This is a genomic window from Streptomyces sp. NPDC093260 (genome assembly GCF_040683715.1).
In the GTDB taxonomy this organism is placed as follows: Bacteria; Actinomycetota; Actinomycetes; order Streptomycetales; family Streptomycetaceae; genus Streptomyces; species Streptomyces sennicomposti.
Genome location: NZ_JBFBEK010000001.1, coordinates 77,513 through 98,730, shown reverse-complemented (window position 1 = coordinate 98,730; position 21,218 = coordinate 77,513). Strand labels below are relative to the sequence as shown.

Here is a 21,218-nt window from a genome sequence, read left to right as displayed (position 1 = left end):
ATTCTCATCTGCCGTCCTGCTCACCGCCTTCTTTCCTGTTCCGTTGCAGCCCGCCGATGTCACCCTTCGCGCCGGAGAAAGCGCACCGGTTCCGTGAGCACGGCGGCAGCGGACTCCACGTCGGCCAGCCGGGCCGACAAGGTGCCCTCGGCGAGGCGTGGTGGCAGGGCCTCGCCGAACTTCAGGCCACGTAGGGCGCGTTCGTCGACGTCTGGCAGACACAACCGGGCCGTAATGCCCTTGGTGGCGTCGTTCCAACTGCGCGCGGTGACGTCCTCCCGCAGTCGAATCCAGCGGTCGTTGATGTGCTGCCCCGGCACGACCAGGGTGTCGAGAGTCGCAGCGAGCGTGGCGTTGGCGCGGTGGCCCGCCCAGGTCCACCAGCGCACGTGACCCCGCGTGTCCTGAATGATCAAGGTGCCTCCGGGATGCACCCGATCCAGATACTCCTCGCGCGTCCGGTGCAGGGCACTGGTCGCCCGTTGCGTCATCTTCACGGGCGGGTCCTGGCCCAGCAGCACCTGGCGCTCGGCGCGCGTGAGCACATGGGAACCCGTCGAGCCGAACCCTGCGCTGCTCCACTTCGCTTTGCCTCCCCCGTCGACGGGTTCGACGAAGCAGCGTCTGCGCCGCCAGTCGATGTAGGTGACCTGCCAGTTCCGGCCGGCGAGCAGAAGCCGACGCGGACCGTCGATCCGCTCGGTGAGGAGGCTTGGGTCGGTTCGGCCGATCTCTGTGCGTCCTTGGAGAACGGTGAACTGTGGAGGTGCGGTGAACACAGCGGTGAGGTTCATGAAGTGGCGGTGTCCGAAGCGCCGCTCGGCCTCCGGCCCGATGAACAGCATGCCGCCGTCCCGGTCCAGGTACCCCTGGTCGACAAGGTGCCGGACAATGGGATCGGCGGCGGATGTGCCGAAAGGACCGAGTCCGTTCCACCACTCCTGCCACAAGTGCTCACCGACGCGGTTCTCCTGCAAGCACAGCGCCAGGAGTTGCTGGGCGACGATGTGCCGGGGTTCCGGTGGCGCGACGACCGGTTCCACCCAGCCCTGCGACCACTTGAGCAGCAGTCCGGCCGCGGCCAGCAGACCGTCCTCGTCCAGGGCGAGGAACAGGCAGTTGCGTGCGGCCCCTTCACGGCGTCCGGAGCGACCGAGACGCTGGAGGAAGGAGGCGACCGAGGCCGGAGCGTCGATCTGGATGACGCGGTCCAAGTCACCCACGTCGATGCCGAGTTCCAGAGTGCTGGTGGAAATGATCACGCAGTCGCGGGCCTCGGCGAAAGCCGCCTCGGCACGCCGGCGCTCGTCGAGGGAGAGCGAAGCATGCGACAGGAAGGTGGTGACGCCCTTGGCACGGAGCTTTTCCCCCAGCTCCTCCACGTAGCGCCGTGACTCGCAGAAGACGAGGCGCTTCTCGCCACGGTGCAATGCGGCGATGACGGTGGCCGCGTTGTCCAGGGAACCGACGTGGTCGAGCTGGACGTCTCCCGGCGGTACGGCGGTCGACCCCCCGGATGCCGCGCGCACGACTTCGGCTACATCCTCTGTGGACGGAGACTCGATGAGGTGGGGAGCGATGACCTGCCCCGGCCGCTTACTCGCCCCAGAACCTTGCAACCAGGTGAGCAGCGCTTCCGGATTGCCGACGGTCGCCGAAAGGCCGACACGCTGCATGGGTCGACCCGTGACCCGCTGCAGTCGTTCCAGTACGGCGAGAAGGTGCCATCCCCGGTCATCACCGGCGAAGGCGTGCACCTCGTCCACCACGACGGCCCGCAACCCCGAGAAGAACGACGTGTGGTCGACGTTGGCGCTGACCAGCATCGCTTCGAGTGATTCCGGCGTGGTGAGCAGGACGTCGGGACGTGCGGCGAGGATCCGTTTTCGGGCACCGGCCGTGGTGTCTCCGTGCCACAGGGCCGCGGTGCGGCCCAGCCAGGAGGTGTAGGTCTCCCACCGTGGCAGCACGTTGTTGAGCAGGGCCTTCAGCGGGCAGACGTAGAGGACGGACGTGCCGCTCCACCGCTCCCCCGTCATCCGGGTCAGCAGGGGGAAGGCAGCTGCCTCGGTCTTGCCGCCCGCGGTGGGAGCGAGCAGGACGGCGTCGTCCCCACAGACGAGGGGGGTGACGGCTGCTTCCTGAAGAGGTCGCAGGCTCCGCCACCCCAGGGTGTTGACGATGTGGTGGATGAGTGCCGGGTCCAGGTCCCCCGCACTCACGGCAGCTCCAGTTCGACGGCGTCGGCATCCCCGGAGGCGGCGGCGTTGCGTTCGGTTTCGGTGAGTTCGTACGAGGTGATGGTGAGGGCGTAGTGCGTGCGGGGGTCGAAGTCCTCGAACTCGTCGACGCGGTCGAGGACGTCGGCCACCAGCTTGCGCAGGAACACGCGGGGCGCGACGCCGACCTTGCCGCCGAGTCCGCCGGTGACGGCTCTGGCCAGCTCCGTCAGATACGCGTCGTCGACCCGCTCGGTCACCCGATCGGGATTGCGTGCGATCCGGGCGTACACATCGCGCACGGTACGGCCGAGTTCGCCGAGCTGAGGCAGGTCGAATCCCGGGAGCCGGAGCTGGACGGCGCGCGGGGAGTCGAAGCGCGGCTCGGTCGTGAAGTCGGTGGCCAGCCGTTGCGCGAGCGGAGGCAGCCGCTGCGCACCCTGTTGTCCGTCGTAGAACGCCGGGGTGCCCGTGATGACGAGGAAGAGTCCCGGGAACCGACCCGCGTCGATCTCGTCCAGCAACTGCCTCAGCGCGTTGAGGCCCTTCTCGCGGACGTCACCACGTACGCGTTGCAGGGTCTCGATCTCGTCGAGGACGAGGAGGAGCCCCGGGTGGCCGCAGTCGCGCAGCACGGTGAGCAGCCCCTGCAGGAAGCCGAGGGCCGCGAAGTGGTCGAGGTCCCCTCGGACGCCGGCACTGCGGCGGGCGGAGGACGCGACCGACTTCTGACCTCCGAGCCAGGCGATGAGTGCCTCTGCCGTCGCCCCGTCTCCGGCGGCAACGGCTCGCCGGTAGCCGCGCAGTGCGGCTGCGAAGGCGGGGGTGGTCCTGGCGACGTCGGCGAGTCTGCGTTCCATGAGCACGTCGACGGCCGCGGCGAGTGCCGCCTCATCCTCTTCGTCCGTCTCTCCGGCGTCGAGGACTTCTTCCTCCAGTGTGTAGAACCACGAGTCGACGACCGCGCGCAGTGCGCTGGGCTGGTGTGTGGCGGTCGTCAGGCGCTCGGTGAGTCGGCGGTAGACCGTCTCCAGCCTGTGCAGCGGGGTTTCGGTCTCGGAGATCTGGACTTCTGCCGTGGCCAGTCCCGCACGTTTCGCGCGCTCGGAGAGCCACCGCGCGAAGAACGTCTTACCGGACCCGTACTCACCGCGGATGGCGTGGAACGCCGCTCCGCCCCGTGCTGTTGCTGCAAGGTCGTCGTCGAGCGCGGTCTCGAACCGGTCCAGGCCGACGGCGAGCAGGTCCAGCCCGGCCTGCGGTACGGTGCCGCGCCTCAGCGCGTCCACGACCTCCCGCATACGTACGGGGCTGGCCGGGGCTGCCGCGCTCATGACGTCTCCTTTCTCGGCGACCCGTCCCTCGCCTCGCCCGCCAGGAACTGGTCGCGGAGCAGGGCGACGTCGAGCTTTACCGCGTGACCGGCGTCGACGAAGCCGAGCACCGGGTAACTCTCGACGTTGAGCAGGCGCTGCACGGTGGCGACGAAGCCCTCGATGTTGCGTCGCACCCGGCCGGTCGCCGAGATGGCGGCGGCCAGGGCGGCAGGTGACATGGTGCCCCCGGCGGCGGCGAGCGCATCGATGACGGCGGCGACGACCTTGCCTTCCGGAGCTTTGCGTACGTACTCCTTCTGCGCCTCGTACACCTCGCTGGCCACGACACGCCCGCCTAGGGTCGCCGGGACGGATGACACCTCCGGCGCCGCCTCGGGCAACATCACGTCGTCGGCACCGAACAGTTCTTCGTTCTGCCGAAGCACGGGCTTCGCCGGTCTCCGCACCGGCTGCGTGGCGCTCTCCGGCTGGGGTTCCCGCACCTCGACGGGTGTCGCGGTGGCAGCCTTCCACCAGGAAGGAGCGGCCTGTTCGCGAGGCAGCGGTTCCCACTCGCGCGGAGCGAGTTCCTTCGAGGGAAGCAGGACGAGGACCGGGACGGTGATCTCGGCGAGGGAGGCCCCGCCGTGGTAGCCGGCCCGGCGCGCGGCGTACCGGAGGTCCTCGTGCCAGGGAACGGTGATGGTGCCGCCTCCTTCGAGGACGCGCGGCCCGCTCAGCACGACCTCGCCGTCGCCGGCGTCGGTGTCCGGCCGCCAGCGTGCCGATCCGCCGGCGTCCGCGGCGGGGGTCACCCGGCCCCGGCCACGGTCGATGACGTGTCCGTGGTCGGCGACGAGGACGACGGGACGCGCGTAGCTGCGGGCGGCAGCCAGCAGTTCCCGCAGGTAGGTGATGTCGCCGAGGGACCACACGGTGCGCTGCCCCTGCTGACCGGAGTCGAGGGCGTCGTCGATGGTGTTGAGGACGACGCCGACGACCGCGTCGGTGGCGAGCGCGGAGGTGAGTTCCTGGGCGAGGAAGTGGCCCGCGTCTCCCCCTATCGACGCCTTGTGGAAGAGGACGGCGTCCTTGCGACGCTTCTTCCAGAAGGCCGCGAACCCGGAAGCCTCGGTGGACTGCCCCCCTTGGGTGGCCGTGCCGCAGAGCAGGGATGCCCGGCTCGTCCGGGTGATCGAGGGCAGCATGGAGACTGCGGCGAGGCGAGTGCGCCGTGCACCCTCGCCGGGCCGCGGCACGATCTCCTGCCAGCCTTCCCGTTCGGCTTCTTCGCCCAGTTGCGCGGCGACGGCACTGCTCATGCCGTCGAGCACGATCACCAGAGGCGGCCCGCCTGCGGTCAGGGGACGGACGACGGTGTCGAGGACGTTCTCGACGACCAGACAGCCGCCCGTTTGCTGGGCGGTGGCGTTCGGAGCCCAGCCGGCCAGGTGCCGGGCGAACTGCTCGTCGAGCCGTTCACGCTGGGCCCGGCCGTCCTCGTAGAGGTCGCGCAGGCCCCGGGCGACGGCCTGGTCGCCTCCGGGGTCGCCGGCCCAGAGGACGGACAGCGCCCGGTCGGCCCACCCCCACTCGGCGGCATGGTCGCGCACGCCCGCTGCCACGGACGTCACGGCAGGCGGTCCCTGGCGCAGCCACCGAGCGAGACGCACGGCCATCTCGGCGACACGCACCCGGTCGGGGAAGAGCCCCGCCAGCGCGTGTCCGGTCAGCTCGGCCAGTGCGCTCTCGCCTTGCCCGGGGGACGCGTGCGCGCCCTCCACGACGGCGGCGAGCTGGGCGGCGAAGCTGGACAGGAGGAAACGGCTGCCGTTGAGGCCCGCGGTGAGACCGGCGTCTCTGGCCAGGTCGTCGGCGCGCTGCAGCACGGCGAACACCTTGTGGCGTGAGTCGACCGAACCCGCGGCCTCTCCGATCCAGCGCAGGAGGGTGCCTTCCACCGCGTCGGTGAAGGCGCCGATCTCACCCCGGCGGGGGCCGGCCTTGCCGAACAGTCCACCGACGGCGAGGGCCACGTCGGGGTCGGCGGCGGGGTCGCGCAGCGCGGCGCCGAGCAGGCCGAGCGCCATCGCGTCGTTTCCCCGTCCGATCTCGGCGAGGGTGAGCAGGACCGGTGCGGCGGGCCCTGCGACCTCGCCGAGCCACTTCTTCAGCTCCGCGCGTTCGGTGTCGCCGAGTGCGGCGAAACGGCGCGGCCCGGCCGGAGTGCGCGACCAGGCGAGCAGCACGTCCGCGTCCACGGCGGCCTCCGCCGTGGCGTCGGGCGAGATGTCCGGGTGGTCGAGTCCGAGGCGTTCGACGGCCAGGGCTCGCAGGGCGGCGTCACGGGTGAGGACGCCTGCGGTGCGTGGCCATCCCCGTCCCGCGGGTTCGGCGTCGACGAGGGCCTGGAGGAGCCAGTCCTCGCGGTACATGCGCACGTCGAGTCCGGTGGCCCCGAACCGCTGCGTCACGATCTCGGCCTTCTCGACGGTGAGGGTGCGCCGGTGCACCGCGTGCCCCCGCAGGTCCCAGCCGAGCTGATCGTCGTCGACACCGGTGGTGATCACCAGCAGGTCACCGGGCGCGGCGTCTTCGCGGTGGCTGTGCCAGGCGGCCAGGATGCCGAGGACGGAGGACTCGTCGCGCACCGTGACCCGTCGGGTCCCTTCACCTACCTCGGAGGTGAAGGTGGTGGCCGAGCCGGCCGCGTACTGTCCATGGATCAGCATGAGACTGTGCTCGGCCAGTTTCTTGGCGTGCCGGTCCAGGAGCGCCTCGACGGTGCGCCGTCCCACCTGAGGCAGGAGCGCCATCAGCGTTCGGTTCCCTTCTCGTCCCGGTCGGCCGCTCCGGCCTGGCCGTGGGCGTCCTCGATCACCTGCCAGGTGACCTGGACGCGGGTACCGGGGTGTGCGGTGAGGAAGCGGCGGATGTCGGCGCTGAGCCCGTCGACGGTGGCCGCGAGCGTGGTTTCCAACCGGGTGGGTTCGACGACGTACGCGGCGGGAGGGCGGACGGACTCGGCCGCGTAGCCCAGGCGCGGATCTCGCGGGGCCGGTCCGGAATGCGGGGCGTCCCGGTCCGGCTCGGCGGGAGCCGCGGGCACCGGGGGCGTGCCGTGCTCGGTGAGGCGTACGTCCTCCGCGGTCGGCTCGGCTGGCGGGACGGGCTCGACCGGCCGGGCCGCCTGGGCGAGCCGGGTGGCCTCCCGCATGAGGGCGACGGCCGACTCCTGCAACGAGTCCAGCACCGGGACGAGGGACTCGTCCTCCTCGTGCGCGTTGGCCGCCCGGCGGACGGTGTCCAGCAGCCGCTGCGCCCGGTCGCCGACGCCGTCGTCCCGGCCTGCGAGTTCGCGGACCATGTCCAGGTCGGACCAGCGGCTGTCGCGCTGTGCCCGCAGTACCTGCAGCACTTCGGGGGCCTGCTTGAGAGCGGCACCGATCTCACGGTCCGTCACTTCATAGGCGGCCCCCGCGAGTTCCTCCGCGAGAAGGGTGGCGTCGGTGGTGCGCAGCAGTCGGGCGATCAGGTCGGCGGCGGCCTTCGTGGACTTCAGCCGCGGCGCGTCCACGCCGCCGGGCCCTTCGAGACCGAGCCGTACGGCGTTGTCCTGGAGCAGAGTCCGGGTCTCCCCCACGGCGGTGCGGTGCTCTTCGGCGACGGCGCGCACCTGCGCTGCGAGCCGCGAGACGTTCCTGGCGAAGAGGACCGGCGACACGCTCTGCCCGAAGATGGCCCCGGCGCGCCGCAGTGCGGTGGTGAAGGTGTCCTCGTCGGGGAGGGCGACGGCCCGCAGCCCGTAGCCGGGGATGATGCGGTCCAGTTCGGGGGCCTGCGGCACGACCTGGGTCTGGTAGATCCAGGTGCGGTCGTCGAGCAGCGCGTAGGTCGCGATGATCAGGTTGCCGACGTTGCGGTCGAGGCCCTCGTAGCCGAGCTCGGTGATCCAGTCGCGGATCGTCTCGACGGCGAGGTCGTCGCCGGCGTCGGGGTTCTCGGCGGCCTTCTTGTTGATGCGCAGCCGCCAGTCGTTGCTGACGTTGAGCGGTCCGTCGTGGACCTCGCCGAGGCCGAGCGCGTGCACGATCTTCCTGACGGCGGGCAGCTGCTGGCTGTCCACGACGACCCGCCGGGAGCCGTCCTCCATCGCCCGGGCGATCCACTCCATGGTGGTCTTGAGTTCGCGCAGGGTGATGGCCTTGCGGGTCAGCCGCGGGTCGAAGTCGGGGTGCTTGGGGTAGCGGGCGGCGAACATTCCGTCGGCGAGCAGCAGCAGGTTCTGCTCGAAGCCGACCGACGGCTCGGGCCGGGTGCGGGTGAAGCCCGGCAGCAGGGACACCAGGTGCTGCCCGTCGGGGACGGTCGCGCCGACGGTCTCCGGCTCGGCTCGGTTGATCCCGTACAGCTGGAGCAGGGCGTCGGTGAGGTGGCCGCTGATGTTGTCCCGGGAGGCCTTGAGCTGGTTGCGGATCTGGGCCCGCTCCTCGGCTGGGCGGGTGGCGGTGTGCTCGTCGAGCCGGTCGCGCTCCAGCAGGTAGTTGATCTTCAACAGGCGTCCGAGCTGCCGGGAGGTCTGTTCGGAGAAGAAGTCGGGCAGCCAGACGAGCGTGGGCTCCGTGCGGCCCGCCCGCCTGAGCCGGTCGACGCGCTGGAGGTCGTCGACGGGCCCGTGGTCGCCGTCGTCGAAGGGGTAGTCGAAGACGATGCGGAGGTTCCCGGCCTGCTGGGGTGCGAATTCGTCGTCGGGCAGGTGGGTGTCGCGCACGTTGCCGAAGATGAACTCGACGGTGCGTTTGGTGCCGCGCCAGACGACGTCCCGTTCACAGACGAAGGGCTGGGTGTCCTGGATACCCAGCTCGTGCCAGAGCTGGTCCTTGATCCACTGACGTCGGTAGCCGAGCTGGTCGGCGACGCCCTGCACCTCTTCGAGGAGCGGTTCGACGTCGATGTCGGAGAGGTGCAGGTGGAAGACGGGGTCGGTCTTGTCTCCCTCGCTGCGCAGCTCGCTGTCGAAGGAGACCTGCAGTTCCCGCAGCCGCTTGGCGGCGACGGAACCGGCGTCTCCCACGCGGGTCCGGATCGAGCCGTGGTTGAGGGCGGCGAGCCGGGTGCCGGTGAGCCGGGTCAGGGCGGGCACATTGGGTGCGAGCGCGGCCAGCAGCAGCGTCTTGATGAGCCGCTCGTCGGCCTGGAACCGTTTGTCGTCGGGGGTCTTGTACTTGCGCAGCAGTTCCTCACGCACCCGCCCGTGGAAGTCGCCGGCGGTCTCCGCGTCCTTGCGCAGCCGGGGAGTGAACGCGGCTCCGGAGCGGTGGGCGATGACGTCCCACAGGTCGCCGAGCGGGATGAGTTCCCCGAGCTTCAGGTCGTCGCGGCGGCGGCGCAGCAGCTCCTGGACGAGTTTGAGGCCGGTGCGCTCGCGCTGGAGGGCGCCCGAGAGGTCGACGAGGACGTTGAGGAGCGCCGGGGAGAGCGGGTACAGCTCCCGGAAGTCGTCCCAGGAGGCCTCGGTGCGGCCCTGCGCGTCCAGGAGGATCTGCCGGACCTCGTCGTTGGACGATTCGACGAGTTTGAACGCGTCGTCGCGCACGGACTCCATGCCGGGCTTCGGGGCGAGCACGCGGTGCTTGATGATCTCGACGAGGTTGCTGTCCTCGAGGTCGACGACGTTGAACCGCTCGGCCAGGTACTCGATCTGCTGCTCGAGGTTGGTCACGTCGGCGCCGACGACGTCCGAGCCGATCAGCTGCGACAGGTCGCGCTGGCGGGAGATGAACGACACGATCGGCACTGGTCGGCCGCTGTCCCCCGACTCGATGAGTTTGACCAGCCGCTGCACCTGGTCGCGCACGAAGTCCTGGTTGCCCATCTTCGCCTGGAGCCACAGGACCAGTTCGTCGAGGAAGAGGACGACCCCGGTGTAGCCGAGGGACTGGGCGTGCCGGGAGATGACCTTGAGGCCGTTCTCCAGCGGCAGGAACGCGCTCGCCTCGCCGCGCATGCCCTGCGCATAGGCGGCCATGGGGCCGCTGAGCAGCGCGGAGACCAGCCGCTCGCGGTACGGGTCGTCGGGCGCGCCCGCGAAGGCCCGGTCGAAGTCGGCACCCGTCCACGCCCCGGCGGGCAGCGCCGCGGCCTCGCCGTCGATCATCGGCATGTCGTCCGGGTCGGCCTCCACGGGCGCGGCCGCGCTCGGCGTGAGGGCGGCGGCTCCCTTGCCGAGCCACTGCAGGAACTTGGCGTCGTCGGCAAGGAACTCGCGCTGGGTGCGGGCGTCGGCGAGCAGGGCGTCAGCCCGGTAGACGGGGGGCAACGGCTGGTCGGGGTGAAGCTCCCGCACCGTGTGCACATAGCCGCCGAGCAGGGCGGAGTCGAGGTCGGCGGAGCCGACGAGGTGGTACGGCACCATCAGGAACCGGCTCCGTCGCAGCCACTCGTCGTGCGGCGCCACGACCTCGACCAGCCGGGACTTGGTCCGGACGGACGGGTGGTTGTTGAGCACGGCGTGCAGCACGGTAAGGAAGTGGCTCTTGCCGGAGCCGAAGGAACCGTGCAGGTAGGCGGCTTCCGAGTTGCCCGACCTGACGCAGGCCGCGACGATGTCCAGCGCCTGCCGGAACGCCTTCTGAAGCTGCTCGGTGACCACGTACTCGGCCACCCGGGCGTCGGTCTCGCTGAAACCCTGGGAGAGCTCGATCTTGAAGTCGCCGGCATGGACGTCTTCCTTGATCTCGATGACGTCCTTCAGCAGGAGCTCGCTCATGGGCATCAGGCGGTCATTCCTTCTCTCGGCTCGCGGTTCGGCTGCACAGCTCGTGCACTGGTCGGCGCGTTCACATCCTGCCAGGTGGCACTGACACGTATGCCCGTGCGGTACGGATTCTCCGTATCACACGGTGCACACGGGATCACAGGCAGCTTCCGCTGGGTAGGGTCGGCGCGGGATCTGTCGGTGGGACGGGGAGCGGGGGGCGACGACGGGTGGGGTGGCGTGAGGAGATCGCCGCGGCCTTGGGCGAACTGGTGGCGATCACGGGCGGCACTGGCAGGCAGCCGCGCTGGCAGCGGGTGGGGCGCGCGGTCCGCACCAAGGAGGCGGGCTGGTACGCGGTGGACCTGCGCGGCTCCGACATCGGACCGGACCAGCTGGACGCGCTGCGACTCGCGGGGCCGGAGCCCGCCGGCATCGAAACGAAGGGCTTCACCGTCTCGGAGACGGTCCAGAACGGCTCCCTGCTCACGCTCAAGGTCGCCGAGTTCGCCGACCTCACGGACGCGTATCTGTGGCTGCTCAAGCAGCCGCCGACCTTCCTCGTCGAGGCCCTGCGCGACGGCATCGCAGGGCTGGGCGAGACGCCACTGGCGAGTGCCCTGGCCGGAGGTTCGATCGGCGGCGTGTCCTCGCCCGCCCCGGACCCTCCGGGGTTCCACCCTGCGCAAGGGGATGCCTACCGAGCGTGCCTGGGCCAGGGCGTGCATCTGGTGTGGGGTCCACCGGGCACCGGCAAGACGACGGTGCTGAAGCGGGCCATCGGTGACCTGATCGCCCGCGGCGACCGGGTGCTGCTGGTGTCCGCCACCAACATCGCCGTGGACAACGCCCTGTCGGGGGTGGTGAAGGAGAACAGGCACGGCCCGGGTGACATCGTCCGCGTGGGCCCGCCCCAGTTGCGGGAGGTCGCCGACAACCCCGAGGTGTCGCTGCCGCTCATGGTGCGTGAGCGCCTGGCCGAGACGGCCGAGCGGCGGCGCGGGATCGAGGCCGCTCTGGTCGACGTCCGGACCCGCGCGGCGGAACTGGCCGCGCTGGACGCCTCTCTCGTCCGCTTCGATCCAACCGCGTACTTCGACGCGCTGAAGCTGCTGCGCACGCCCGGTCAGGATCCGGTGTCCGTACGGGAGCGGGCGGAGACGGCGGCGGCCCTGCTGGAGGAGGCCGTGGCGACCCGGGAGGCGGCGCAGCAGTCAGCGGTGGCGGCCCAGCGCCGCCAGGACGCGGCGGAGGAGTCGCGCCGGAAGTGGGCCGAGGTCGACCGGCTGCGCAAGGAGCAGTCCCGCATCCTCAAGGCCGCGGAGCGCAAGCAGGCCGATGCCCTGATGGCCGAGGACTACCTTCGCGAGCTGCGAGAGGAGCTGGGGCAGCTCGACGCCCAGCGGTCGGTGGCCCGGTGGCGTGCCCGGGAGAAACGGCAGGAGCTGCGTGAGCAGCTGGCCGTCACCGAGGAGGACGTCGCCCGCACCCGCCGGGCGGCGCAGGCCGCGCGCACCACGGCCGAGGCGCACGTCGTCGCGCTGGAGAAGGACCTGGCGGACCTGGTCGCCGGCATCACCCACGCACCCGAAAGCATCACGGCTCTGGAGCAGGCACTCGCCTCGGCGCAGTCCACCTACAGGTCGGCCCTGGACCTCGTGGCCGCCCGCCGCGAGGAGACCACCCTGCTGGAACGGGCCGTCGTCCGCGCCCTGGACGCCGCGGAACTCACCGCCCGCGCCGAACAGCAGGACTGGCCCGCCCGCCACGCCCGCGCCGAGCGATTACGGCCCCGGGTGACAGCCGACGCCGCCCGTCGCTCCGCGCTGGAGGAGGAGTTCCAGCAGGTCCAGGAGGAGTACGAACGCCTCGCCCGCAACGCCCAGGGCGAGATCATCAAGAGCGCCAGACTGGTCGCCACCACCCTTGCCCGGTTCCGCACCAACAAGGCCGTCTTCGAAGGTCCGTACGACGTGGTCCTGGTCGACGAGGCGGGCGCGGCGACGCTGCCCGAGGTGATCCTCGCGACGGCGAAGGCGACCCGGACGGCCGTCCTGCTCGGCGATTTCATGCAGCTCGGTCCGGTCGTCGAGGAGCGGCTGAAGGATCTCGACCGCCCGGACGTCAAGCGCTGGCTGCTCCCAGACGTCTTCCAGCACTGCGGCATCCAGACCCCGGAGGACGCCCGGCGGCATCCGGCCTGCGTCACCCTGACCGAGCAGCACCGCTTCGGCCCGGCGGTGATGAACCTGGCCAACTCTCTCGCCTACGGAGGAATGCTGCGGGGCGGCAAGCAGACCGCGGCGCCACGGCCCTCCGACGACCCGGAGATCGTCGTCGTCGACACCGACGGACTGCACGAACTGGCCAGACCCCACCTGACCGGACGCCGCAGCGGCTGGTGGCCGGCCGGATCACTGATCGCCAGGGCACTGGTGGAGTACCACCGCGCGAGGGGCGAGGACACGGGCATCGTCACCCCCTACGGCGTCCAGGCGGAGGCGACCCTGGAGGCTCTGCGGGACGTGGAGAGCGACGGCGGCCCGCTCGCGGAGGTGGGCACGGCGCACCGCTTCCAGGGCCGGGAGTTCCCCGTCGTCGTCTTCGACACGGTCGAGGGCGCCAACGGCCGGGAACTGTGGATGTCACTGGCCCACCGGGGGCCGGGCGCGTCGGACTGGGCGCGCAACGGCGTGCGCCTGTTCAACGTGGCGGCCACCCGCGTCCAGACCCGCCTCTACGTCATCGGCAGCTGGGAGCGCATACGGTCCGCGAAGAACGGCACGGCCTTCACTCACCTGGCCGCGCTGGTCGGCACCCCCGGCGTACGACGCCTGCGCGCCGGCCACCTGATCACTCCGCCGCACGAGGACGCGCGCAACCTCGGCGAGTTCGGCGCCGCCCTCGCCGACGTGCTGGCCCGGCATGTCGAGGTCACGGGCATCGATGACGAGACGACGTTCTTCAGTACGTTCGAGGACGAGATCCGCAAGGCCCGCGCCTCGGTCTGGCTGTGGGCGCCCTGGGTCGCGAACCGGGTACGCGGCATCCTGCCACTGCTGCGAGAGGCGGCCGATCGCGGCGTGCGCGTGACCGTGTTCATCCGCGACGACACGGACCAGATCCAGGCCCGACCGGACAACCAGAGTCTGATTGCGGATCTGCGGGCCGTCGTCCACACCGTCGTTCCCGTCAACGTCATGCACCAGAAGATCGCGGTGGTCGACGAGCGGACGGTGATGATCGGCAGCCTCAACACCCTCTCCCAGTCGTGGACCCGCGAGGTCATGGTGACGATCCGCGGCGGCCACTTCGCACGCAAGCTCCTGGAGCACGAGCAGGCCGAGCTGTTCACCCGCCCGCCGAAGTGCGCCCGCTGCGGCGGCACGAGCATCGAGCTGCGCCGCCGTAAGAACGGTGTCTGGTTCTGGCGCTGTTACGACACGGTCTGCAAGACGGGACGGAACGGCCGGAGCAACGCCTGGAACCAGGACATCAGAGTGGGCGGAGGTCGACGCTGAGGGCAGCGCGCAGGCGGGTGAGCGCTGACAGCCGGCTACAAGTGAAGTCCGACGTGGTTGACGATGAAACGCTTGCCGTCGGAGTCGAGGGCGAAGTAGATCCGTCCGACCTCGTTGGGCGACACGGCGTCCCGGACCTTGATGTGCGGCAGCCCGTCCCTGCGCTTCTCGTCGAACTCGAAGTAGCGCTTGTCCTTGTTCTTGCTGAGCTTCTCGTCGCTGTTGGCGAATCTCAGCCCGTGGTTGTCGTAGAACCACTGGTCCAGCCTGGGCATCTTGCCGGGCTTGGTGTAGAGATCCATCGCAGCCTGTGCGAGAGCGATCAGCTGGTCGGTCATCTCCTGGGGATACGGGTACTGGGATGCCTTCCAGGCGCGCGCCGCCTTCGCCGTAAAGACGATGTGCTTCTCCGACGCTTTGACAAGGGCCTCGAACGTGGCGAGGGCGTCCGTTCCCAGCACCGGGATCTCGCTCCAGGCGTCGAACTCTGCCACCTGCCCGGTCCCGCCCTTCGACAGGTCCAGATACAGCTTCTTCCAGTAGTCCCGGTCCTGGCGCAGCGACTCGGCGGTGGCGGCTTCGGACTGCGCCTTGTCACGTTCCTCCATGCAGGTCTGCGCCATGTCCTCCCACGACCTGGCGTCCTCTTCGAGCTGCTGGGTACGTTCCTTGAGCGCCTGGAGCTCGGCGGTCCTGTCCCCGGCGGCCTGCGCGCGCGACAACTGCTCTGCCGCCCTGCGCGCCCCGGTCCGGTACGAGGCCTGCCGCGCCCTCTCCCACGCGGTGTCACTACCGCGCGCGATGACGGAGAGATGGGCGAGCGACGGCATCAGCTGCGTCTCCACAAAGGACGGTCGGGACACCTCCTCACGCGAGTAGGCGGGATGCTCCAGGCCGAGGTTGGGCCAGACCAGCCGAGCGCCACCGCTGGGAACGGCCACCTGCTCGTGAACCCGGCGGACGGCCTGTGCGGTCACATAGTTCAGGGTGACCACCTGAGCCAGTCCGGCGAGTTGCCCTGAAGCCTCGGCCGCCACGTTCCATCCCGCCGGATCCCTGGGGTGCACCAGGAGGATGGGCAGACGCGTGCTCAGTGCCAGGGATTCGAGAAGCACGTCGGTATGCCCTTCCTCCCGGATCCTCTCGTACCGCCCGGTGGCACGCTGGCCCAGTACCCGCACATCGAGATCTTCGTCGGCGAGCACGGCGCGCAGGAGGTGGGGACGCCTGAGCCGCGGGTCCTGCACAGGCGCGATCCAGCCGTCTGGAATCTCCCTGCCCATGACGACCCTGAGGCCACCGCCGCCTTCCTCCGACTGGGAGACGGTGACCCGGGTGACGAACTGGGCCGGGCTGTCGGACAGCGGCTGGTGGATAGTCATCCGCAGCGCACGGGTCCGCTCGTCACCCGCCACCGACCAGTTCAGGTTCCGCTCGCCGTGGCCGGGATACTTTCCGACGAGCACCGCCCTCCCTGCACGGTCCAACTCGGCTGCCGACGGCGCCTGTATACGTCCTCGGTCACCGAGCCAGTCGGCGACATGGTGACGGAGACGCCCGAAGACATGCCCCGGCTCCTGGGCGGACTGGGCGTCCTGGACGTCGAAACTGACGGCATACAGCACCTGCACGGTGGCTCCCCTCACCCCCGGATGCACCGCGAAGCGGACCGGTTCCCCCTGGAACGCGGTCGGGGCATCCCTCGAGGTGTCACCGTAATACTGCGGTGCCTGAGCACCCAATGCCCCGGACGGAGCACGGGCCCGGCCTGACGGCCTCGACGGGCGGCCTGCTCTCCTACGGGTGCGGCGAGTCCGGGGGGAACGTCCACGGTCGACGGTGATCAGATCCGGGAGGTGCCCGTCGTGCACTCGGCCCACACCGTCTTGCCGGGGCCGAGGCGGTCGCGTACGCCCCAGTCGGCGGCGAGCGCGTCGACGAGGAGCAGGCCGCGGCCGCCGTCCTCGTCCGTGCCGGGAGCCTTGCGCGCCGGCAGGGCGGGGTGGGTGTCGGTGACCTCGATCCGGACGATGCCTCGACCGGCGTCGCAGGACAGCGACAGGGCGAAGTCGCGTCCCGGTACGCGTCCGTGGAGGACCGCGTTCGCCACGAGTTCGGCGACGACGAGGACGACGGTGTCGTGCGCCTCGGTGCCGTGCGGGTGGCCCCACTCGGTGAGCTGGTGGGCGGCGAGCAGCCGGGCGAGGCGCGCACCGCGCCGGGTGGCGGAGAAGCGTTGCGTGAATGTGTGGGCGGGCGTGGGGCTTTGGGTGCGGGGGGCTTGCATGCGGCCCACCCTGTCGGGAGGCGAGGGCCCGTCGGCAGGCCCTGCGCTGATACAGATCACGCTGTACTGGTTCACGCGCTGGACTGGGTCGGTCGCAGTACGTGACGATGACTGTGTCGGACGTGGCGCAGCGCGTTCGGCACACGGTACGGGGTGGTGCTCGGGTTCGGCAGTGGACACGACCCGGCGGCACGAGGGCACAGGGGAAGGCGGCTGCGGTGGCGACCGACAACGGTGTGGTGACGGGTGGGAGTGCTGGGCAGGCCGGGGGCAACGGAGGCTGCGAGCCGGAACTCTCGGACAGTCTGAAGACGTTCGGCGCGGTCCTGAAGGCCTTACGCGAGGAGGCCCGCCTGACGCAGGAGCAGTTCGCACCGCTGGTGCGGTACTCGGTGGCGTACGTCGCGAAGATCGAACAGGGCAAGCGGTTCCCGCCACGGGACCTGCTGGAGCGGTCGGAGGAGGTCCTGGGGGCGGTCGCGGGGCGGGTACTGGGGGCGGCGGCGAAGAGCCTGACGCGGAAGGCGGGGCTGGCGTCCTGGTTCCGGCAGTGGGCGGGGATCGAGGAGGAGGCGATCTCGCTCTATGCGTATGAGTGCCGGGCGATTCCGGGGTTGTTGCAGCCTGAGCCGTACATCAGGGCGATCTTCGAGCGGCGCCTGCCACCGCTCTCCGAGGAGCAGATCGAACGCCAGGTCACGGCACGACTGGAGCGGCAACAGCTCTTGACCGAGAGGCCGAACACGGCCTTCAGCTTCGTCATCGAACAAGCGCTACTTGAACGGCATATGGGTGGACCAGAGGTCGCACGACAGCTGTTGGATCACCTACTGGAGCAAGGTACTCGAAGGAACGTTGAGATCCAGGTGATGCCTCTGCGTCAGTACGATCACGCGGGGATCGACGGCTTGATGTACCTGGCCGAGACACCTCACCACGAGTGGGTGGGCTACTCCGAAGGCCAGCAGTCAAGCGTTTTGATCACGACACCGAAGGACGTCAGCGCCATGCTCCAGCGCTATGGCAAGCTGCGTTCGCAGGCCCTCGGCCGTGAAGCCACAGTAAGCCTGCTGGAGCAGATGCGAGGAGCACTATGACCACCACTGAACTGGCCTGGTTCAAGAGCAGTTACAGCGGCAGCTCCGGCGACAACTGCGTCGAGGTAGCCGTGCGCACCGAGGCCGTTCTCGTCCGGGACTCGAAGGACACGGACAGGCAGGCACTGGCCGTGTCCCGCGACGCCTGGTCGGCGTTCACGGCGCTGGCGACCGACTCGCGCGTCTGAACTTCCGGTGGGGCAGCGTGCGTCGCTGCCCCACCAACTGCTACCGCTACTCGGCGTCCAACGCGGGCTGCTTCGCCGCCGCCTTGCGGCCACGCGTCTTCCGTACCGGACGCCAGGCCTTCAGCTCCTCGACGCCGACCTGGTGCTTGCGGAGCTGGTTCTCGTACTCGGCCTCCAGCTCGTCCGCCGGTACGTCGCCCCACTCGTCGTCGTACTCGCCGTGCCACTGCTTGACCCACGGCATGACCTCGTGGAGGCCGGCGAGCAGCGGAACGATCCGCTCTGAGCTCCAGCCGTCCCGCGTGGTGCGGGCGCTCAGCAGCTCGAAGAGGGCCTGCGCCTGGTCCTTGTGGTCCCAGCCGGCCCAGCCGAGCATCAGCGTCGAGTCGCTGTCGGGCCCGGCCTCGGGATACGAGATGAACCGTTCCTTGGGCACGTCGAGCTTGCCGCGGTTCGACCAGTAGGAGGCGCGGGTAAAGTCTGCGGACGTGTACTTGGGCGGTACGGGGATGTCGAGCCGCTGGCCTGTTCTGTCCTCCTCGCGCTGTTGCCGCCAGACCTCTTCCCACTGCGCGCGCTTACGCAGGCCGGGGTCCTTATAGCGCATCGCGGCGAGATAGGGCACGTGCTCGTCGGCGATCACCTCGGTCAGTATCTGCGCGACGGGCAGGTCGGGCTTGCCGAGGTGGTCGGAGGCGTAGAGCGCGGCGACGGCGGTGAAGTCCTCGTCCGTACTGAGCTGGTCGGCAAGGTAGTTGACAGTCATCGGGCGGGGCCGCTTGAGTCCGTCCCGGACCTCATACCACAGCTCAGCGTTATCGCACCGGTCCAGCAACCAGTTCCGCAGCGCGGCCCGCTCCTTCTTCTCCCACGGCTCGGCGGCCCAGCGACGCTTGCACTCGGGGCGCTCGATGAGAGCGATGTCCTTGCGAGAGGTGATGATGTCGATACGCGCCTGCACGATCTCGCGATACCAGTCGGGCCAATGGGCGGGAATCTCGGTGACGGGAGTGGAACCGTGTCGGGTGAACCAGGCCGTCTCCGCCTCGCCTGCGGCTACCTTTCGCGCAAGCACGATCTCAAAGGCGCGTTGTCCGAGCTGTACTTCAGGCAGGTCGGCGTCACGATCGGCTGCGACGGTGCGAGCCACCTCCGACGGCGTGAGCAAACCGTACTGGCCGTATACCTCCCAGTCCAGCTCTTCTTGCTTGGCGATCATCCTGTCCCGCGTGACAACGTAACTGGTACGCGCCTCGTCCAACACGTCCCGAGTGGGCACACCCGCTTCACTCAGGGCAGAGGGCTCATGTTTCGCCATCTTCTGAGCAAGAACATCCAGTTCCCGTCCAAGCTCCAACGGCAGCCGCTCCGGCAGAGGGAATTCTTGAAGCTTGGTGCCGGTGAATTCGTAGCGTTCTTCCCAGTCCTCGTCCTGAAGACCCCGCCCCAGACCGCTGCCACCCTTTCCCTGGCTAACCTGCTTCAGCCAGAAACAAGCAGTCGAAGAGTTCAGGACCCCCAGCAGTTCCAGGTGCTCATCCTCTCCCGCATTAGGATCGAGTTTGACAGCTGGAGCAGTACGATTGAAGACCTTGCCCCCACGGTCGAGAACGAAATGGTTGTGTGTCGCCACGAACGGAAACGCTAGACTCAACGGTACATTGAAACGCTCCGGGTGCCAACGACTCCACTCGAACCAAGTGAGACCGATCTCTTCATGAGTACCGCCAGGTTCTCGCCGAACACGGAGCACACTCCTGCGAGGCCAGAGCAATTTCGCAACGGACAGAACAGAATTGTCGGCCGCAAGATCACCGCCATAGGGGAATAGTGCACGGGTCTCCGCATGCAGATCCCAGTCGCGAATGACGTTCCCCTCAACAAGGGTAACCACACGGGATTCAGGCACTCCGTACCGCTCCCATGTCTGGCCTGGCGCGAAGTACGCTTCATCGCCACCCGTATGCGCAGTCCTTCCGATAACTCTCGCTTTACTGCCAAGCGTACACACAGAGGCCGCCGACAAAACCGAAAAAACCTCTGCAGCTCCGCCACCAGTGAGCGACCAAGGCGCTTCGGAAAATCGGCCGCGTTCCAGGTCCCCGACTGACACCCATGGAGTTTCACTCCCAGGCCTCAAATAGTTTTCTAGAATTGCTCGCCACACCCGACCTTCAGCGGCCACTGCGGGCTCGTCAGGCTCACCTTGAACCCCCAGCACTGCACGAACCGGGCGATATGCACTGGGAACTCGATTCCTCCCAACGAGGATTACCGTAGGTGTCCCGTGTCCCGGAATATAGGCACCGGAAGTGTCGATAATGTGCGAAAGCTCGACTTCAGTCCGAAAAACAACCTCGATGAGGTCCTTACCGAACTCTCGCTTCATGAATGAGTTGGCAGTGATCTGCCCGACAAAGCCACCACCGCCAGCGGTTCCGCCAGCACCTTTGACTGCCAACTCGAAGAATCGCTGAGCAAAGGGGACAGAAAGTGCATACTGTCCAATGCTCGCCTTGTAGCCCTTCTTGTAGTTCTCCTTCTCCTGCTTATCCTTAACCGTGATATAAGGCGGATTCCCCACCACCACGTGATAAGACCCCCGCCCCAACAGATCAACCCGCTTCGCGTACTCCCACACATCCTCCGTCGAATACGCGAACGCCCCCTCCTCACGCCCGATCTGCACTTCGGCGAACAGCGTGTCCAGGTCCGTCTGAATACCTGCCGCGTCCCGCCCATGCAGCAGTGAGTCGCCCACCGCCACGTTGATCGGGAACGGCGGCGCGTCCTTCAGCCGCCGCGCCCCCGCCGCCCGCATCGCGGCCACCAGCAACCGGAACCGCGCGATGCTCACCGCGTACGGGTTCTTGTCACAGCCGTGCACGGACTCCAGTGAGCGGCGCACCAGCGTCCACACATCGGTCCCCGGCTCGGAAGCACGCCACTTGTCCAACAGCCGGTGGAAGATGCCCAGCAGGAAGTGGCCGGAGCCGCAGGCCGGGTCGATGGTGCGCAGGCCCCGCCGCTCCTCCCCGTCCGGGCCCTCCCACACCGGGTTCAGGCCGAACGCGTCCGTGGAGACCGCAGGTTCGAGCGTGAGGTCGAGGATGAACTCCTCGACGAACTCAGGGGTCTGGAGCAGCGCGTACGTCTTGCGGGCGTGCTCGCTGAGGTCCTGGTACAGGTCGCCGAGGAAGCGGGTGTCCCACTCAGGATCCGTGAAGTCGTAGCGGATGTCGCCCTCGGCGCCCCACCGCCGCCAGAAGGACAGCAGCTCGGTCGCCGCCTCGTAGCTGGGCTCGATGTCCCACAGCGGGTTGTGGGCCTTGTCGAAGAGACCCGCCGCTGTGTCGTTCGCCTTGCGCACAGCGTCGAACGCGGCGAACAGCCAGTCGCGGTTGTTCTTGGTCGGGTGCTCGCGGAAGTACGCCTCGTGCCGGGCCTCGGCCTCCGCAAGCCGCTCCCCCGGGCCGGCGATGAAGGGCTCGTCGATGAGGCCGTTGTCCTCGCAGAAGCGGACGAAGACGCAGGCCAGCACCCAGGCCGCCGCGGACTGGGTGACCCGCTCGTCGCGCCAGGCGCCGTACGTCGCCGCCGTGCGCCGGGCCTCCCGGGCGTGCCGGTACTCGGCCTCCAGGCGGTCGCGGATCTCGTCCACGGATTCCGTGCGCGCCCGCAGATCGTCCTCCAGGGCCGTGACCTGCCGCTTGAGGTCCTTGAGCAGGGCCGCCCGGTCCACACCAGCCTTGACGTCCGTCACGTTCCGCTTCCTTCTCGATGCACTGCGCGCTACGGTCCCCCATGGTCCCTCGCGCCAGAGCCCCAATCCT

At 69.1% G+C, this 21,218-nt stretch carries 10 protein-coding genes; 3 read left to right on the top strand and 7 right to left on the bottom strand.

The window, feature by feature from the left end:
• Window positions 1-59: 59 nt before the first annotated feature.
• From AB0N63_RS00350 to AB0N63_RS00335, 4 genes are read right to left on the bottom strand one after another with little or no spacing between them, the layout of a single operon-like run.
• Window positions 60-2,222, bottom strand: coding sequence for a DEAD/DEAH box helicase (locus AB0N63_RS00350; RefSeq protein WP_365521948.1), 2,163 nt, complete (start codon window positions 2,220-2,222; stop codon window positions 60-62).
• Window positions 2,219-3,553: a BREX system ATP-binding protein BrxD gene (gene brxD, locus AB0N63_RS00345; RefSeq protein WP_365521945.1), complete on the bottom strand. Its 1,335-nt coding sequence runs from the start codon at window positions 3,551-3,553 to the stop codon at window positions 2,219-2,221. The genes AB0N63_RS00350 and brxD overlap by 4 nt, the downstream gene beginning before the upstream one ends.
• Window positions 3,550-6,351: a BREX-2 system phosphatase PglZ gene (gene pglZ, locus AB0N63_RS00340; protein WP_365521943.1), complete on the bottom strand. Its 2,802-nt coding sequence runs from the start codon at window positions 6,349-6,351 to the stop codon at window positions 3,550-3,552. Before pglZ ends, brxD begins: the two co-directional genes overlap by 4 nt.
• A complete protein-coding gene (locus tag AB0N63_RS00335; RefSeq protein WP_365521941.1) occupies window positions 6,351-10,310 on the bottom strand; it encodes a PglY protein in 3,960 nt (1,319 codons plus the stop codon). The genes pglZ and AB0N63_RS00335 overlap by 1 nt, the downstream gene beginning before the upstream one ends.
• 212 nt (window positions 10,311-10,522) lie before the next feature.
• On the opposite strand from AB0N63_RS00335, the gene AB0N63_RS00330 reads away from it, so the two are divergent.
• Window positions 10,523-13,813 (top strand): AAA domain-containing protein, encoded by a 3,291-nt coding sequence (locus tag AB0N63_RS00330; protein WP_365521937.1) that lies wholly within the window; start codon window positions 10,523-10,525, stop codon window positions 13,811-13,813.
• Between the two features lie 35 nt (window positions 13,814-13,848).
• Here the strand turns inward: AB0N63_RS00330 and AB0N63_RS00325 are convergent, their stop codons facing one another.
• Together AB0N63_RS00325 and AB0N63_RS00320 are read right to left on the bottom strand one after the other, a co-directional pair.
• Window positions 13,849-15,444, bottom strand: coding sequence for a hypothetical protein (locus AB0N63_RS00325; RefSeq protein ID WP_365521934.1), 1,596 nt, complete (start codon window positions 15,442-15,444; stop codon window positions 13,849-13,851).
• Between the two features lie 212 nt (window positions 15,445-15,656).
• Entirely contained in the window at window positions 15,657-16,100 is a 444-nt protein-coding gene (locus AB0N63_RS00320; protein ID WP_365521932.1) for an ATP-binding protein, read from the bottom strand.
• Window positions 16,101-16,339: 239 nt separating this feature from the next.
• Here AB0N63_RS00320 and AB0N63_RS00315 point away from each other — a divergent pair, with 239 nt between their 5' ends.
• The gene (locus AB0N63_RS00315; protein ID WP_365522880.1) at window positions 16,340-17,197 is read left to right on the top strand and encodes a helix-turn-helix transcriptional regulator; all 858 of its coding nucleotides are present in this window, start codon (window positions 16,340-16,342) and stop codon (window positions 17,195-17,197) included.
• Entirely contained in the window at window positions 17,194-17,385 is a 192-nt protein-coding gene (locus tag AB0N63_RS00310; RefSeq protein WP_365521929.1) for a DUF397 domain-containing protein, read from the top strand. Before AB0N63_RS00315 ends, AB0N63_RS00310 begins: the two co-directional genes overlap by 4 nt.
• Before the next feature lie 46 nt (window positions 17,386-17,431).
• Here the strand turns inward: AB0N63_RS00310 and pglX are convergent, their stop codons facing one another.
• Window positions 17,432-21,148: a BREX-2 system adenine-specific DNA-methyltransferase PglX gene (pglX, locus tag AB0N63_RS00305; RefSeq protein ID WP_365521926.1), complete on the bottom strand. Its 3,717-nt coding sequence runs from the start codon at window positions 21,146-21,148 to the stop codon at window positions 17,432-17,434.
• Window positions 21,149-21,218 lie beyond the last annotated feature (70 nt).